Genomic DNA, 16,052 nt, shown 5'->3' on the forward strand with positions numbered 1-16,052 from the left:
TTTGTATGGATAAAAATGTAGCACTTTAACGCGATAAGTGGTAGGATATTTATGGATACAAAATTGTACAATCTGTATAAATGTATACAATGGAGGAGAGAGATGAATAGAAGGAGAACAAAAAAGGGGGTGTCGGATTCTACAGAAATGGTAGATACGATAGGCTTCAATATGCGGGATATCCGCAAAAACAGCAGATCTTCGAAGTATACGGTAAAGTATATGGTTGCGGAGATAAATAAGCTCCTGCCGGAGAATCATAAGATAACAGAAGGGCTATATTACAAGTGGGAGAATGAGGAGAGGCTTCCGACAGTGCGGCACATTCCGGCTATAGCTAGTGCTCTCGGTGTGTCTGAGACTGCACTTTTTCACTGGCAGGGTATGAAGAATGGAACTGTCAACAGCAAATATAGTCAACTGGTTGAGAGCGTTAAAGCACTTGGAGATGACAAGACGGCTGATATAGCCTGGCTTGCATCGGGTTGGTCAGGTGACCTTAAAGCTCTGGTTGAATTTGACATGCTGTATGCAAGTCTGTTTGCGGAGGACAGACGGGATGTGGCATCTCTTGGAATAAGATTATATGATGTGTGCAGGAAAGAGGGCAGACTGAATCCGGATGTGCCATCTGTGGATTTCTCTTATTTGCAGCAGGCTCTCAGGGATCTGTGGGCATCAAAGTAAGATATAATTGCACAAATAAAAAAATATCTTTGTTCTTTTTGACAAAATAGCCAACTTGACATGGTAAAAATCAAAAAATTCTTGACTTGTGCACAAAAAAAGCTATGATAACATTAAGGGCAACCGATTGCGCATGGAGCGTTGCGCAAATGCGGTGATACGTGCTGAACAAAAGGAGACTTGAATATGGAGACAAAAGAGTCAGGCCAGAAGATGACCATTTCTGATGTGGCTGAGGCGTTAAATATATCTAAGACTACAGTATCGAGAGCGATTTCCGGAAAGGGAAGGATCGGTGCCGAGACAAGGCGGAGAGTTCTCGAGTATATAGAGGAGCATAATTATAAGCCAAGCGTTATAGCGAAGGGGCTGGCACAGTCAAAATCCTATAATATAGGGTGGGTCATGCCGAGCGACTACAGCGTGGTGGATCTGCCATTCTTTCAGAAGTGCCTGATGGGACTGCTTGAGATGGCTGCGCCAGTGGATTATGATGTGCTTGTGTGTACAGTGTCACCGGATGATATGAGCCAGCTGGAGAGAATTGTTGAGAATCATAAGGTGGATGGGGTTGTACTTGGAAGAACTCTTGTGAATGATGCCCCGGCAGAATATCTCAAGGAAAAAAAGATACCATTTGTTGTGGTTGGAAGTATGGATGATGACAATGTTGTCCAGGTTGATCATGATCACAGAAGTGCATGCCGTGAGCTTACATCTATACTGCTTGCCAAAGGAATGACTAAGGTAGCCCTCATGGGTGGCAATAAGAATCATGTGGTAACCCTCAACAGGTATAGAGGATATCTTGATGCGATGGAGGATATGGAGGTACCGGTAGATAACAGCCTGGTATACTTTGATATAGATAATTCAGTATTATGTGAACATGCCATTGAAGAGATAATGAAGCAGAAAGCAGAATGCATACTGTGTATGGATGATGGAATATGCCAGAATGTACTTAATATATTGGATAAGAAGGGCATAAAGGTGCCAACTGATGTGAGAGTTGCGTCATTCTACAACAGCTCACTTCTGAACAATTACCAGCCTGCGATCACATCGCTCCAGTTTGATCCGCGTGAGCTTGGAATGGTAGCATGTAAACTGCTGGTGGATTTTATAGAGGGCAACGAAGTTAAGAAGAAGACACATCTGGGTTATGAACTCAGATTAAAAGAGTCAACGAAGTAATTCATAGTTATATATCCTTCCCAGAGGGGCGTCAGTGTTTGGCTGACGCCCTGTTTTTATGTGAAAAGAGCCAGAATATGCGCAACATGCGCAAAAAAATGATGCGCGACGGGCATGAAAATACACCATAGAATATTGCTGTTATAGCAATATTCTATGGTGTAACAAAGAGAAAAGTAATGAAAAAACGGCCTAAATGAGTGTAATAATGGCTGGAAAAGGAAATGAAACATGAAAATCTTACATATGGGATTGCAGATGATTAACAAATATTACCATATATAGTGTGCAACGCAAACGGGTGCGCAAAATATAACGAATATGGAAACGTTTCCAAACAAAGTGACTTGTGCAAAATGTATATTTTTTTATTTTGAAAGTTATATGAATTAGTAGTTGACAACAATAAACAGAACTGATAATATATAATTACAAAGAACAACCGATTGCGCACGGGAAACAAAAAGAGCAACTAATTATTCTTATTATTTAAGAGGAGGACATAAGAATGAGAAAGAAAGTTTTATCATTAACACTTGTTGCTGCGATGATGGCGGGATGCCTTGCAGGATGTGGCAACGCAGATTCAAAGGACGAAGGAACAACAGCAGCTGCCGGTGACAGCACAACACAGGCTGCAGCATCAGATGATGCAATTCAGAACTTAATTGACGCAACAACAGGAACTGTAGATCTTTCAGTATGGGCTTCTGAGGAAGATCAGGATCTCACAACACAGGTTATTGAAGAATTCAAGAAAAAGTATTCAGATGTTGACTTCAACATCACACTCGGAGCCGAGTCTGAGTCAAAGGCAAAGGATGATATCCTGGTAGACGTTGAGGCTGCTCCTGATGTATTCGCATTTGCTGATGATCAGATCAATGAGCTGGTTAAGGCTGGTGCACTTCAGCCGGTACAGGCTACATACACTTTTGATGTTGCAAACGAGAATGTGGCAGCTTCTATAGAGGCAGCTTCTGTTGATGGAACATTATATGCATATCCAATGACAGCAGACAACGGATACTTCATGTTCTATGATTCATCAGTATTCACAGAGGATGATGTTCAGTCGATGGATGCCATGATCGAGGCAGCAAAGAAGGCAAACAAGAAGATCGCTATGAACGTATCAGATGCATGGTATGTATACTCATTCTTCCAGGGCGCAGGTCTTGACCTTACACTTAACGATGACGGACTTACAAATACATGTACTTGGAATCAGGCAGGCGGTACAGACGTAGCTCAGGCAATTCTTGATCTCTTTAAGACAGGCGTATTTGTAGATATGGATGATCCTACACAGGCAACAGCAATCGCTGAGGGTACGATCTGTGCAGCAGTTAACGGAACATGGAGAGCAGCAGACGCTGAGGCAGCATGGGGCGAGAACTATGCAGCAGCTAAGCTCCCTACATACACAGTTGCAGGCAAGCAGGTTCAGATGGCATCATTCTCAGGCTGCAAGCTTATCGGTGTAAACCCACATTCAAAGAACGTAGGCTGGTCAATGCTTCTTGCTGAGTATCTTACATCAGAGGATACACAGGTTACAAGATTTAAGCAGAGAGGTCTTGGTCCTTCAAACATCAACGCTTCAGAGTCAGAGGAAGTTAAGGCTAATCCAGCTATATCAGCTCTTGCAGCTCAGGCAGCATATGCAACACCACAGCGTGTAGGCGGTAACTACTGGACACCAGCAGAGACACTTGGTTCAATCCTTGCTCAGGGTAATCCGGACGGAACAGATCTTCAGAAGCTTCTCGACAACGCTGTAGAAGGAATTGAGGCACCTGTATCACAGGAGTAATTTTAAATAAGAAGTACTTTGAATAATATTTATAAGTTATAATGAGAATGCCTCATATGTCATTCGTGGCATATGGGGCATTTTAAAAAGAGAGGAGCTTTTTCATGAAGAAAATATCAGGATTCTTTAAAGCCATAGGAAGATATTTCAAGAATTTTGGTGTTGCTTTTGCAAAAGGTGATATATGGGTTAAGCTCTCAGCGGTTATCATGGGTGCAGGTTACTTCGCAAGAAAGCAGATCGTCAATGGTTTGATCATGCTCATCGTTGAGGCTGCGTTTGTGTTGATGTGCGTAGGCTATGCGGCACCAAACCTTGCCAAATTTGGAACTCTTGGAACTGTAAAGTTTGAGCAGGTATTTGATCCACTCACCATGCAGACAACTACTAATAATTACGACAATTCTTTCCAGATCCTTCTCAATTCGGTGGTTGCGTTGTTCATCATTCTTATATTCGTGCTTTTCTACATTCACAATATCAAGACAGTGTACAAGCTTCAGCAGATGAAGGAAAATGGAGAACATATAAATACATTCAAGGAAGATATGAAGTCACTCTTCAACGAGAAGTTCCACATAACACTTCTCACACTTCCGACAATTGGTGTAGTCATAATGAATATTCTGCCAATACTGATACTTATTGCAGTGGCATTTACCAATTATGATCAGCAGCACCTTCCACCAAACTCACTGTTTACATGGGTGGGCTTCAAGAACTTTGCAAGCCTGTTCTCAAACAGCATGACAGTAACATTTGGATATTCATTCAGAAAGGTTCTTGGCTGGACACTTGTATGGGCGGTCATGGCAACATTTACCACATTCATAGGCGGTATCCTTCTTGCCAAGGCGATCAATTCCAAGACAACCAAGCTGCCAAAGATGTGGAGAACACTTTTCATCATATCAATAGCAGTTCCACAGTTCGTAACACTGCTTTTGGTTAGAAACTTCTTCGCTGATTCCGGTATTGTGAACACTATCTGCTCAAATATCGGTATCACAGACCTGCTTAAGCATGCAGGACTTGTCGGTGAGCATCTTACATATATACCGTTCCTGACTGATCCTCACTGGGCAAAGGTAATGATCATTCTCATCAATATCTGGGTCGGTGTTCCATACCAGATGCTGATCGCAACAGGCGTTCTGATGAACATACCTACAGATCAGATCGAGAGTGCAAAGATCGATGGAGCAACAAATTTCCAGGTGTTCTGGAAGATCACAATGCCATATATCCTGTTCATCCAGGGCCCGGCACTTATAACAGACTTTGTAAAGAACATCAACAACTTCAACGTAATCTACCTGCTCACACAGGATGTATTCGTCACACAGAATCAGGCTCTCGCCAATTCGCATGCGAAGGAAGTTGACCTTCTTGTTACATGGCTGTTCAGACTTACAAATGAATACTACGACTACAAGATGGCATCTGTTATCGGTATCATAGTATTTATCATATGTGCAGCATTTACACTTATATCATTCTCAAGAATGATTGCAGGAGATAAAGAGGAGGAGTACCAGTAATGAAGAAAACAATAGGTTCAATCGTTAAACATATCGTATTACTTGTCCTCGCAGTTATCTGGCTGGTTCCGATCATCTGGCTGATTGTCACTTCATTCAGCGGATATAAGGGAATCAATACAGCGCATTTCTTCCCAACGAGCTGGTCTATGGACAATTTTGTTCAGCTGCTTACAAGACCTGACTCGGTTGTGCAGTATGTGTCATGGTTCAAGAATACACTTATTATTGCAGTATTTACATGTATCATCTCTACTATATTTGTAATTATGGTCAGCTATGCGATGAGCTGCCTGAGATTCAACGGCAGAAAACAGATCATGAGTGCGTCACTGATACTGAACATGTTCCCTGGCCCACTTCTCATGATAGCAATTTACTTTATCCTGAAGATGCTGGGACTTACAAACAGCCATTTCGGTATGATCATAGTTTACTCAGCAGGATCAGGACTTGGATTCCTCATCATGAAGGGATTCATGGACACAATACCTATGTCACTTAAGGAGGCTGCCAGACTTGAGGGCGCTTCGGAGGCAAAGATATTTACGAAGGTAATCCTTCCTCTGTGTAAGCCAATAGTTGTGTATCAGGTAATCAGTTCTTTCCTTATACCTTGGGGCGATTTTGTATTCGCAAAGCTTATGCTCAACTCAGGAGTTTCGAAGGACTGGACAGTAGCTATAGGTCTTTACAATATGCTTGAAAAATCACTGGTCAACAAATACTTCTCAGTATTCTGCGCCGGCGGTATCGTGGTAGCTATCCCTATCTCAATACTGTTCGTCATCATGCAGAAGTACTATGTAGAGGGTGTAACTGGCGGTTCTGTAAAGGGTTAAGGCGGACGGACGCCGCCTTGCTTGAATGACGGACGCCACAGTGGAGGTGTCCTGATATATTCAGAGGTCGTTCGCACTTGACTTCGGACGCAGCGGACACTAAGCTCAGGCTTAGGGCCTTCGCTAAGTGCCGGCGTCCTCGTATTCCTCTGAATACATGCAGGACACTCCGCTGTGGCTGAGACCGGCAGAATTTACAGGCGGACGGTCTGAGAGAAATGAGAAAATTTATTTTGGGCAGGTGTCTGCGTTGCCGGATGGACCACATATGGATGGTGGTGCGGATGCCTGCTATAATTAGCCCTAAAATAGGGCAGACAGGATGAAAAATGAGGATATTGTCGCTTATTTGGGGACGATTATCTTTAGATCAAAAGGTTACAACATATACGAAATAGGAGATTTAAGATATGGAGAATACATTTATTGTAAACATTATCCATCGTCCTGAGATGGTTCCTGAGTATGCCGAGAAGGTTACAGGCCATGGTCAGGCAGAGGATATCGGAAGAAAAGCTCTCCTCACAGAGTCACTGGACATATTCAAGTTCCAGCAGGAGACAGCTCACAAGAACGGACTCAAGACTACTATTCAGATGACATATGCCAGCCTTTTTAACGAGGAGGCTGTATCACTCGCCAAGGAGCATCATGAGAAGTATGGAGATGAGATAGCGCTCTCACTTCTCGGACTTCCCTGCACAGAGTTCAGAGAGAAGTACAAGACCAAGGACTTCTGTATCTGGATGTTCTCAATGGAGGACAAGAAGAATATCGTCGATGACGTATTTGGAAAGTTCCATGATATATTTGGCTTTTATCCAGTGTCTACAGGTTCATACTATATGGATGCTGAGCTTACAAACTACATCAAGGAGAAGTATCCATCAGTCAAGTGTGCAGTTGCAACATGCTGGGAGGAGGGCCCTAAGGCTTACCACACATGTAACAACTCATGGTACACACTGTTTGATGGCGGCCCATGGAATCCGTGGATACCTTCAAAGCAGAACACACATGCACCTGCAGCAAATGAGGCTGAGGACAGCGGAATCGTTGCCATCCCGCATCTTTCAAGAGATCTGCTGGCATGCTATGATGGAAATGGTTCTAACTTTGGTACACATCCACAGAACGTTCTCCGTGGAATGATCTATGACAGCAAGACATGGGAGTACCCATATCTGTACAACCTGATCGACCAGTATCGTCATCTGGCTAAGTTCAACAATGGATATTCATACAACATGATGTTCGTTGGACCGGGCTGGCTGAACAAGATGGGACGCTGGGAGGCTCCATACGAGCTGCTCAAGAAGAGCTACGAGGATGGAATGAAGTATTATGGCGACCTGAAGAAGGAAGGCAAATGTATCGACATGACAATGGCTGAATTTGCTGACTTCTACAGAGAGAACAAGACATACGAGGAGCCTGAGTGTGCTCTTTGGAAGGATATACTGTACGGATCAGACAAGCAGATATTCTGGTACTGCGATCCATACATGAGAGCCCAGATCAACATGGATCAGGGCGGTGCGATCGTTGACCTCAGACCATACGCTGCAAAGCTCAACTGGCCTGTAGGTATCGGAACTCCACATGTTCAGGATGCTTCATATCCATTCCTGATCCAGGAGAAGTACAGAGCAGGATATTTCACACACTATGCTGGAGAGGGTACTGTAAGAAGTGCCAAGATCAGCTACAAGGGTGAGGAGGTCGACCTCTGTCTGTGCAGAACAAAGGCAACATTCTCGCAGGAGGGAAGCACAAGAATCCTTACACTTGACCCGGTTGACATCGAGTTCTACGATCTGACAGTTAAACTTCAGACAAAGATATATTTTGAGGAGGGTTCATCCAAGATAAGACATGAAAGAACTATCCTCGAGATGAGCAACCCTGATGCAGAGGTTGAGATCAATGAGTACATGGTGGCATGCTACGGTACAACAGAGTACCCAGAGGACATGACAGGAATCACTCTCACAGCAAAGAATGCTTCAGAGAGCAAGTCACTCACATATGAGTACAAGTGCAGAGAAGAGGATCTCGCAGGCGCCGATGAGGTGTCAGCAGTTATACCTGCGATCGAGACAAAGGCTGCCATGGGAGCATCTGGCAGCGATGCAACAGGATATTTCAAAGAGGGATATGCGTTCTCGCCAATGTTCACTCTCGGGTTTACAAAGACACTTAAGGATAAGGAGGTATTTTCAACATGGCTCAGTCTGGAAAAGGCAAATTAAATTACAGATGTCCAATGTGTTTTATGAGAGATCTGGATATAGATATGTTCTATGATAAGGACAAGAAGGAATACTACTGTATCCGTTGTCAGTATGTTGGACCAGAGGAGGACGTTCTGGCAAAGAACGAGCTCATCAGAATAAAATATGGAAGAATGTATGACAGGATTACATTTGACGACTAGGTGACAGATGTCATCTTGATAGAAGGCCGCCGACAGATGAAGATGAACTGGTACATCAGGAGTATGCAGAACATTTTTCTTCGGCGGCTGTTCTTGGTTATAACAGGCAGTAAAATAAATGCAGGTGAAGGAGACAAAAATATGGCAGATTATATAAAGGGCGTGGATCTCTCCGCTGTTGTCGAGGTTGAAGAGCTGGGGGCTAAATATTATGACAATGGTGTGCAGGGAGATATATTTGACATACTTAAGAACTATGGTGTGAATTCTGTGAGACTTCGTCTGTGGAATGATCCGTACACGGAGGACGGCGTGCCTTATGGCGCGGGCACAAATGACCTTGAGGTATACAAGAAGCTCGCGAAGCGCGCTATGGATCATGGAATGAGCATTCTGCTTGATTATCACTACAGTGATTTCTGGGCTGACCCGGGCAAGCAGAGGGTGCCGAAGGCGTGGAGAGGCATGGATGCGGATCAGCTTGAGCAGGCTGTGTACGACTACACAAGGGAGACTCTTTTAGATATGAAAGATGCGGGCGTTCTCCCTCAGCTTGTTCAGGTTGGAAACGAGCTTACAAACGGACTGATGTGGCCGCTGGGGCAGAAACCAGAATATGACAATATCGCAAAGTTTGTGAGCGCCGGAATAAGGGCGGTCAGATCGGTTGACTCTGATATTCCGGTCATGATACATCTCGACAATGGCGGCAACAATCCTATGTATGTGGATTGGTTTGACCACTACATGGAAAGAGGAGAAGATTTTGATATAATCGGAATGTCGTATTATCCGTTCTGGCATGGAACCATGAAGGAGCTGGAGGCAAATATGCGAGATATGGCGGATAGATATGGCAAAAAGATAGTTATTGCTGAGGTTTCCATGGGATTTACCATGGAAGACTATGCTGACTATGAGAAACTGGGGCCTGACGATAGAAAGGGCTATGCCACAAAACCTTCACTGGTGGAAAAGCTTGACTACCCTATGACACCTGAGGGACAGGCGGAATTTATGAACGACATAATGAAACTGATAGATGATGTTCCTGGTGGCGATGGCTTTTATTATTGGGAGGCAGGCTGGATACCAGTACCGGGAAGCGGCTGGGCTACGGAAGGTGCTCTGTCATATATAGAGGAGTCTGGACCATGCGGAAATGAATGGGCAAATCAGGCACTTTTTGATTATGACGGACATGCTCTGCCGGCACTTAAGACTATACGTGATTACAAGCCGCTGCACAGCGACTATCCACTTAAGTAAATTATGGGGACGGAGGTGTCTGTCCCCTCCGTCCCTGTGGTTTCTGATAGTAAAGTACATATTTTTGATACATTTGGATATGTTTTGGCTGGGCGGGTCTGTGTATAATATATGCAGATGCGCCTTTTTAATATATTTGGCAAATTTACAGATGGGGGACAGGACGGGTTGTTCTGATTGATCAGGAGGTAAGGTATGAAAAAAGTAGCATTGTTCATGGATGGCTGGAAGAGGTATTTCACCTATGCCTGGCCGCTGGGATTTATGCAGAAGATAAAGGAAGCCAGGGCTGATGTGAATCTGTACATATTCAACAGCAATGGCAATTGGAACAGGGACGACGGTTACAGCTATGGAGAATACAATATATATAATCTTCCGGAGCTGACAGACTTTGATGGAATCATAATATCTGTCAACAATATCAAATATCCGGAAGTCACGGCGGAACTGCTGGACAGGATAAGGAAGAGCGGAGTTCCGGCTATAAGTCTTGAGACAGCATTTGACGGTCTGCATTTTGTGGGAATAGACAATTACGATGCTATGTATGACATGACCCGGCATATGATAGAGAAACATGGTGCGAAGAAGGTATGGTATCTTGCCGGACCAAAGGACAACTATGAGGCTCAGGAGAGATGCCGTGCATTCATGGACTGTATGGATGAATATGGTCTGCCTGTGGATGATGAGGATGTCCTGTTTGGAGATTTTAGTTTCAATGACGGCGTGACGGGATTCGAGGAGCTGCTCAGAGCGCATGGACATACGTGTATAAAACATGAGAAGGACGGACCGGATTACGGCGGCCCTGCGGAGGTGTACGGTGAGATAACCAGCGGCAGTTTTGCTGATTCTGCTCCGGATGCCGAGGCTTCGAATAATGCGGAGATGGATGAGAGAAGGCTGGAAGAACGGGAGATAGTGAGGAAGATTCTTCCGGATGCAATAATCTGTGCAAATGATAATCTGGCGGTGGGTGTGTGCAACAGAGCAGAAGCACTTGGACTTTCAGTACCCAAGGATTTTAAGGTCACAGGATTCGACAACTTTGATAAAGCAGCGTATTATACGCCGCGCATAACAACGGTGAGCAGGATCCGTGAGAAGATCGGAGCTGAGGCTGCAGAGATCATGTTGAATATATGGGCGGGAAACAATCCGGATACCAGCTCCTATATAGATTATAATTGTATATTCACGGAGAGCTGTGGCTGCGGCGCGGATGCCATGCTGAACGGCAGACAGTACCTGAAGAATTATATAATGGGAGTTGTGGAACGCGAGGAGATAGATGAGAGTACACTTGACTTCACGCATTTGCTCAGCAAATGTGGTGATTACAGTGGCCTTTATCCATGTGTCCAGACGGCATATTCGCAGGCAGAGTGTAAGAAATGCGTTATGGTTGTCGACAGATCCCTTGTGGAGTTGGGGGGAGCTGGTCCGACTCTCTCAGCAGCATACGATGAGGATGTATTTGCTGTGAAAGGCTATCCTCAGAGAATGCAGATCGTGTACAGGCAGGGCATAGCGGATGACGGTGACGATACATACCATAGTATGTTCCCTCTTCTGGATGATGAGGCCGGCGGCAATATATTTTTATTTGCGCCATTTCATTTCGGAGAAAAGGCAGTTGGGTTCTGCTGTGTCGAAAATGGATATTACCTCATGGATAAGCAGCTTTGGTCAACTGTAATGAGCGAAGTGAATGTAGCCATGATAAACCTGTTCAATAAATGGAGACTGGAGCAGATCAATCAGGAGCTTACGGCAATATCCATAAAGGATCCGCTCACCCAGATATATAACAGGGAAGGCATGAGACAGATCGCCGCAAAGGCATTTGACAAGGCTGCGGACCAGGGCAGGGCACTTCTCATAATGTTTGCCGATATGGACAGGCTTAAATATATAAACGATACATACGGTCATGAGTTTGGCGATAAGGCTATAAGAAATGCAGCCAGAGCTGTGGCCGGAGGCGGTGGAATAAGCAGTATTCCGGTTAGATACGGCGGAGATGAGTTCGTATCCATATCTATATACGATGAGGATGAGACTCCTGAGGAAAGAAAGGCGGCGATACTTGAGAAGGCCAGGGAGATAGCGGCGCAGGAGAAGCTTCCGTTTGAATTGGAGTTTAGTATAGGCTATGTTATAACAGACCCAGATGGTGATAAAACCCTTGAAGAGTATGTGAGGGAAGCGGATCACAGTATGTATCAGGAGAAGATGCAGAGAAGGATAAGCAGACAATGATAAAAAAATATCAAAAAATGGAGAATCAGGTCTTATGTGCTGATTCTCTATTTTCATTTAGTATGTTATAATTAACTGTCATTATGATAGTCTGCACAAGTGCAGCTGTCGCAACGATCATTTTATCATGTGGACACAACGTGGATTATTTATATTAGATACTTAGGATCAAGAGGAGGATATACAATGCTTAAGAATGTAACTGACACAGTATTTTACGTAGGTGTGGATGACAAGGACATAGACCTGTTCGAGAATCAGTACATAGTGCCAAACGGAATAGCGTACAACTCATATGTCATCATGGATGAGAAGATAGCCATCATGGATATGGTGGATGCAAAGTGCGCAGACCAGTGGTTTGCAAATGTGGCAGAGGTGCTTGGCGACAGGCAGCCTGACTACCTCATAATCTCACATCTGGAGCCTGATCACTCAGCAAATCTTGGTGATGTGCTTGCAAAATACCCGGATATCAAGATTGTATCAAATGCAAAGCTTTTCGGAATGCTTCCAAACTTCTTCGAGGTTCCTGTGGCTGACAGAAGTGTGACTGTGGCAGAGGGACAGACACTTTCACTTGGAAGCCATACACTTCAGTTCTTCATGGCTCCTATGGTTCACTGGCCTGAGGTCATGGTCACATATGAGCAGAGCGAGAAGATACTCTTCTCAGCGGATGCATTTGGCAAGTTTGGGACATTGGATACAGATGAGGACTGGGCATGCGAGGCAAGAAGATATTACTTCAATATAGTTGGAAAGTATGGAATGCCTGCACAGGCACTTCTCAAGAAGGCAGCAGGACTTGACATACAGAAGATATGCGCACTTCACGGACCTATACTCACAGAGAATCTTGAATATTACATAGGCAAATATCAGCTGTGGTCAACCTACACACCTGAGGATGAGGGAATCTTCATCGCATACTGCAGTCTCCATGGCAACACAGAGAAGGCGGCAAAGAAGCTGGCGGAGATACTTGAGGCAAAGGGGGCGCCAAAGGTTGCGATATCAGACCTCTCAAGGGATGATATGGCGGAGTGCGTAGAGGATGCATTCAGATATGACAGACTGGTTCTGGCAGCCCCAACATACGATGGCGGTATGATGCCTGTCATGGCGGATTTCATTAACCACTTGAAGATAAAGGCATACCAGAAGAGAAAGGTCGCTTTCATTGAGAATGGTTCATGGGCACCTATGGCAGCGAAACTCATGAAAGAGCAGATGGCAGCGATGAAGGATATAGAGATCGTGGATGAGCATGTGACCATAAGGTCCGCGTTCAAGCAGTCGGATGTGGCAGCGCTCGAAGCTTTGGCTGGAAAACTGTTATAAGAGATAAGGATAATAAACATAAAGTAAGTCTGAAACCGACTTACATACGTAGTTATTATTCATCTAACAGGTGAGTTGTCACAATAAAGTTGTTACACAGAGTTGCTATACATATCGTGAGCAGGGAATTTGAGCCTGCCGGTCCTTAGGTTGCGCTGTGAGGCGGCACCTTAGTACCGCTGCAGGGCGAAATAAGCGGAAGCGACCCAGCGAATGATATGTATAGCAGCTCTGTGTTCAAAGATAGAATTGGCAACTCACCGTCATATCAATAATGTAAGGAAGGTGTAAGACATGGCTAAGTCCATGGTTTCCGGTAAGCCCCTCAGTCTGATGCTGCAGTTTGCCACCCCGCTCTTGCTCGGCAATCTGCTCCAGCAGACGTACAACGTAATAGATGCGGCTATTGTGGGGCAGATACTGGGAGATAAGGCTCTGGCGGGAGTTGGAGCAAGCAGCAGTATACAGTTTCTGGTTCTGGGATTCTGTATGGGCTGTTGCGCAGGATTTGGTGTTCCTGTTGCAAAGTATTTTGGTGCAAATAATCTGCACAAGATGAGAAAGTATATATTTAACAGCGCGGTGCTGACGGGCATCATAGCGTTGATAGTCACGATTGTATGTTCGGTGTGCTGTAATCAGATACTTCATCTGCTTTCGGTTCCGCAGGATATATATGACAAGGCATATGCTTATCTTATAGTTATATTCCTGGGAATTCCGTTCACACTCATGTACAACTATCTGTCAAGTGTGCTCAGGTCTCTGGGAGACAGCAGAACGCCGTTCATGTTTCTGGCGTTCTCGGCAATACTCAACATATTCCTTGACCTGTTCTGCATAGTTGTCCTCAAATGGGACTGCGCCGGTGCGGCTATAGCAACCATCACGGCACAGGCGGTGAGTGGAATATTGTGTCTTGTATATATCTTCAAGAAGGTTCAGATCATGCATCTTGAGGCGGAGGACAGGGAGATAGAGGGATCTGCAGTGAAGGAACTTCTTGTCATGGGAATTCCGACAGGCCTGCAGTTTTCCATAACTGCCATAGGAAGTATGGTCATGCAGTCTGCAAATAACAAGCTGGGAAGTGTGTATGTGTCAGGCTTCACAGCCGGTATGAGGATAAAGCAGTTCACTATGTGTCCATTTGATGCATTTGCAACGGCGGCATCTGTGTTCTGCAGCCAGAACCTTGGCGCCGGACAGGTAAAGCGTATAAAGCAGGGCTTGTGGCAGGCGATTGCTGTTGCAGTTGGATACGGTATAGTCGCAGGACTTGTGATGATAATATTTGGAAGACCGCTTTCGATGATATTTGTAAAGAAGAGCGCAGTCGACGTCCTTGATGCCTCTGCGAAATACCTCAGATGTATGGGATTCTTCTACTGGAGTCTCGGTATACTGAACGTGGCGCGTATGGTGACACAGGGACTTGGATATTCCGGTCGGGCTATATTCTCAGGTGTTACAGAGATGGCGGCCAGGATCATAGTGAGCCTGGGATTTGTCGGAACATTTGGATTCACGGCCATCTGCTTTGCTGATCAGACGGCATGGGTCACCGCGACCATCTACATATTGCCGACATGTCTCTACTGCGTGAAGAAGTCCACGGCGAAGATTGCTGCGGGAACGGTGTGATATGGAAAAGATAAAAATGCGTATGAATAACCGAGACTGTTGTCTGAGGATTCATACGCATTTTATAGTTGTGACATATTCGGGTTATATTACTTTTCCTTGCTGTCATCAAGCAGCTTGGGAGTGTTGGAGTTTAATGGGGATAGTATGCTGCGCCCTATCTGCTTTTCAAGGGATTCACGGGCATTTCTGGCAATATTGCCACCTTGGATGGTAGCATCTGTGGCCTCGGTTATACCTTGAGGATTAGTTGCCTTTGATATCTCTGTTGTTGATATCTCTGCAAGAGCATTCAGGACAAGCTCTGTGTTAGTCATATTGTCTCTGAGATTTTCTTTTTTCAGCCTTTTAAACTTTTTATATTCTTTCACTGTCTTTCCTGACCATGCGGCAGTAAGTATGTTTGTAAGAGAAGCACACTGTCTGGAATCGGTAATTCCGGCACGCCTCCACTCATTGGTCATATCTTTACGAATCTCTATCCCACGCATACGCTGGGCTATCCAATCTTCAGAATATCCTTTGTTGCGGTATGATTCTATAGCACGATCTATAGCAATCTGAGGATCAACTTCCTCGTCCAGACGTTGTTTGCCCACCATTGCCAGCCATTGCTTGAATGGCTCAGCCTTTTTTGACGGAATGGACTGGATAATTCTCAATAACCCATGTGTGTTTGTTGCTTGGATTTTACGCATTTTACCATCAGCGGCTATCATTTGAATAGGGGTACAAATTGTACCCCAGTTAGCTGATAATTCTGGGTCGCGGGATCGTAACTTTTTTACATATTGTTTTGGATCGGAACTATCGGTCAAAACGTCAATTACATCAATTATGGAAAAATACCATTCCTCCTCCTGTGAGTGCCATACTTTTCTGATTTTATCATCATATATAAATTCAAGTTCCTGTTCGCTTAACTCGGGTATATCTGATACCTCAACAGGAGCAGTCGAGGAAGTATTCTCATCATATACATAAAAAAGCATAATAATCACTCCAAT

Annotated in this window: 12 protein-coding genes; 11 read left to right on the forward strand and 1 reads right to left on the reverse strand. The window is 44.6% G+C overall.

The window, feature by feature from the left end; translation table 11 throughout:
* Positions 1-102 precede the first annotated feature (102 nt).
* The 11 genes from DW159_RS08670 (at position 103) to DW159_RS08720 (ending at position 15,045) form a co-directional block, all read left to right on the forward strand.
* A complete protein-coding gene (locus DW159_RS08670) occupies positions 103-687 on the forward strand; it encodes a helix-turn-helix domain-containing protein (RefSeq protein WP_117550073.1) in 585 nt (194 codons plus the stop codon).
* Between the two features lie 186 nt (positions 688-873).
* Positions 874-1,884, forward strand: coding sequence for a LacI family DNA-binding transcriptional regulator (locus DW159_RS08675; protein ID WP_022217055.1), 1,011 nt, complete (start codon positions 874-876; stop codon positions 1,882-1,884).
* A gap of 508 nt (positions 1,885-2,392) precedes the next feature.
* Positions 2,393-3,700, forward strand: coding sequence for an extracellular solute-binding protein (locus DW159_RS08680; protein WP_117550075.1), 1,308 nt, complete (start codon positions 2,393-2,395; stop codon positions 3,698-3,700).
* 104 nt (positions 3,701-3,804) lie between these two features.
* The gene (locus DW159_RS08685; protein ID WP_117550077.1) at positions 3,805-5,241 is read left to right on the forward strand and encodes a carbohydrate ABC transporter permease; all 1,437 of its coding nucleotides are present in this window, start codon (positions 3,805-3,807) and stop codon (positions 5,239-5,241) included.
* Complete coding sequence (locus DW159_RS08690; protein WP_117550079.1) at positions 5,241-6,083, forward strand: sugar ABC transporter permease; 843 nt, start codon at positions 5,241-5,243, stop codon at positions 6,081-6,083. The genes DW159_RS08685 and DW159_RS08690 overlap by 1 nt, the downstream gene beginning before the upstream one ends.
* Positions 6,084-6,493: 410 nt before the next feature.
* Positions 6,494-8,335 (forward strand): hypothetical protein, encoded by a 1,842-nt coding sequence (locus DW159_RS08695; protein ID WP_117550081.1) that lies wholly within the window; start codon positions 6,494-6,496, stop codon positions 8,333-8,335.
* Positions 8,308-8,520, forward strand: coding sequence for a hypothetical protein (locus DW159_RS08700; RefSeq protein ID WP_015534553.1), 213 nt, complete (start codon positions 8,308-8,310; stop codon positions 8,518-8,520). Before DW159_RS08695 ends, DW159_RS08700 begins: the two co-directional genes overlap by 28 nt.
* A gap of 141 nt (positions 8,521-8,661) precedes the next feature.
* The gene (locus DW159_RS08705) at positions 8,662-9,789 is read left to right on the forward strand and encodes a glycoside hydrolase family 53 protein (protein ID WP_117550567.1); all 1,128 of its coding nucleotides are present in this window, start codon (positions 8,662-8,664) and stop codon (positions 9,787-9,789) included.
* 195 nt (positions 9,790-9,984) lie between these two features.
* Positions 9,985-12,057, forward strand: a complete 2,073-nt coding sequence (locus DW159_RS08710) for a diguanylate cyclase (protein ID WP_117550083.1) — start codon at positions 9,985-9,987, stop codon at positions 12,055-12,057.
* A gap of 186 nt (positions 12,058-12,243) precedes the next feature.
* Positions 12,244-13,401: an FprA family A-type flavoprotein gene (locus tag DW159_RS08715; RefSeq protein WP_117550085.1), complete on the forward strand. Its 1,158-nt coding sequence runs from the start codon at positions 12,244-12,246 to the stop codon at positions 13,399-13,401.
* Between the two features lie 294 nt (positions 13,402-13,695).
* A complete protein-coding gene (locus tag DW159_RS08720; protein ID WP_117550087.1) occupies positions 13,696-15,045 on the forward strand; it encodes an MATE family efflux transporter in 1,350 nt (449 codons plus the stop codon).
* 89 nt (positions 15,046-15,134) lie between these two features.
* Here the strand turns inward: DW159_RS08720 and DW159_RS08725 are convergent, their stop codons facing one another.
* Positions 15,135-16,037, reverse strand: coding sequence for a BRO family protein (locus tag DW159_RS08725; RefSeq protein ID WP_117550089.1), 903 nt, complete (start codon positions 16,035-16,037; stop codon positions 15,135-15,137).
* Between the last annotated feature and the right edge of the window lie 15 nt (positions 16,038-16,052).

This window comes from Coprococcus sp. AM14-16, assembly GCF_003434675.1.
GTDB lineage: Bacteria > Bacillota > Clostridia > Lachnospirales > Lachnospiraceae > Coprococcus > Coprococcus aceti.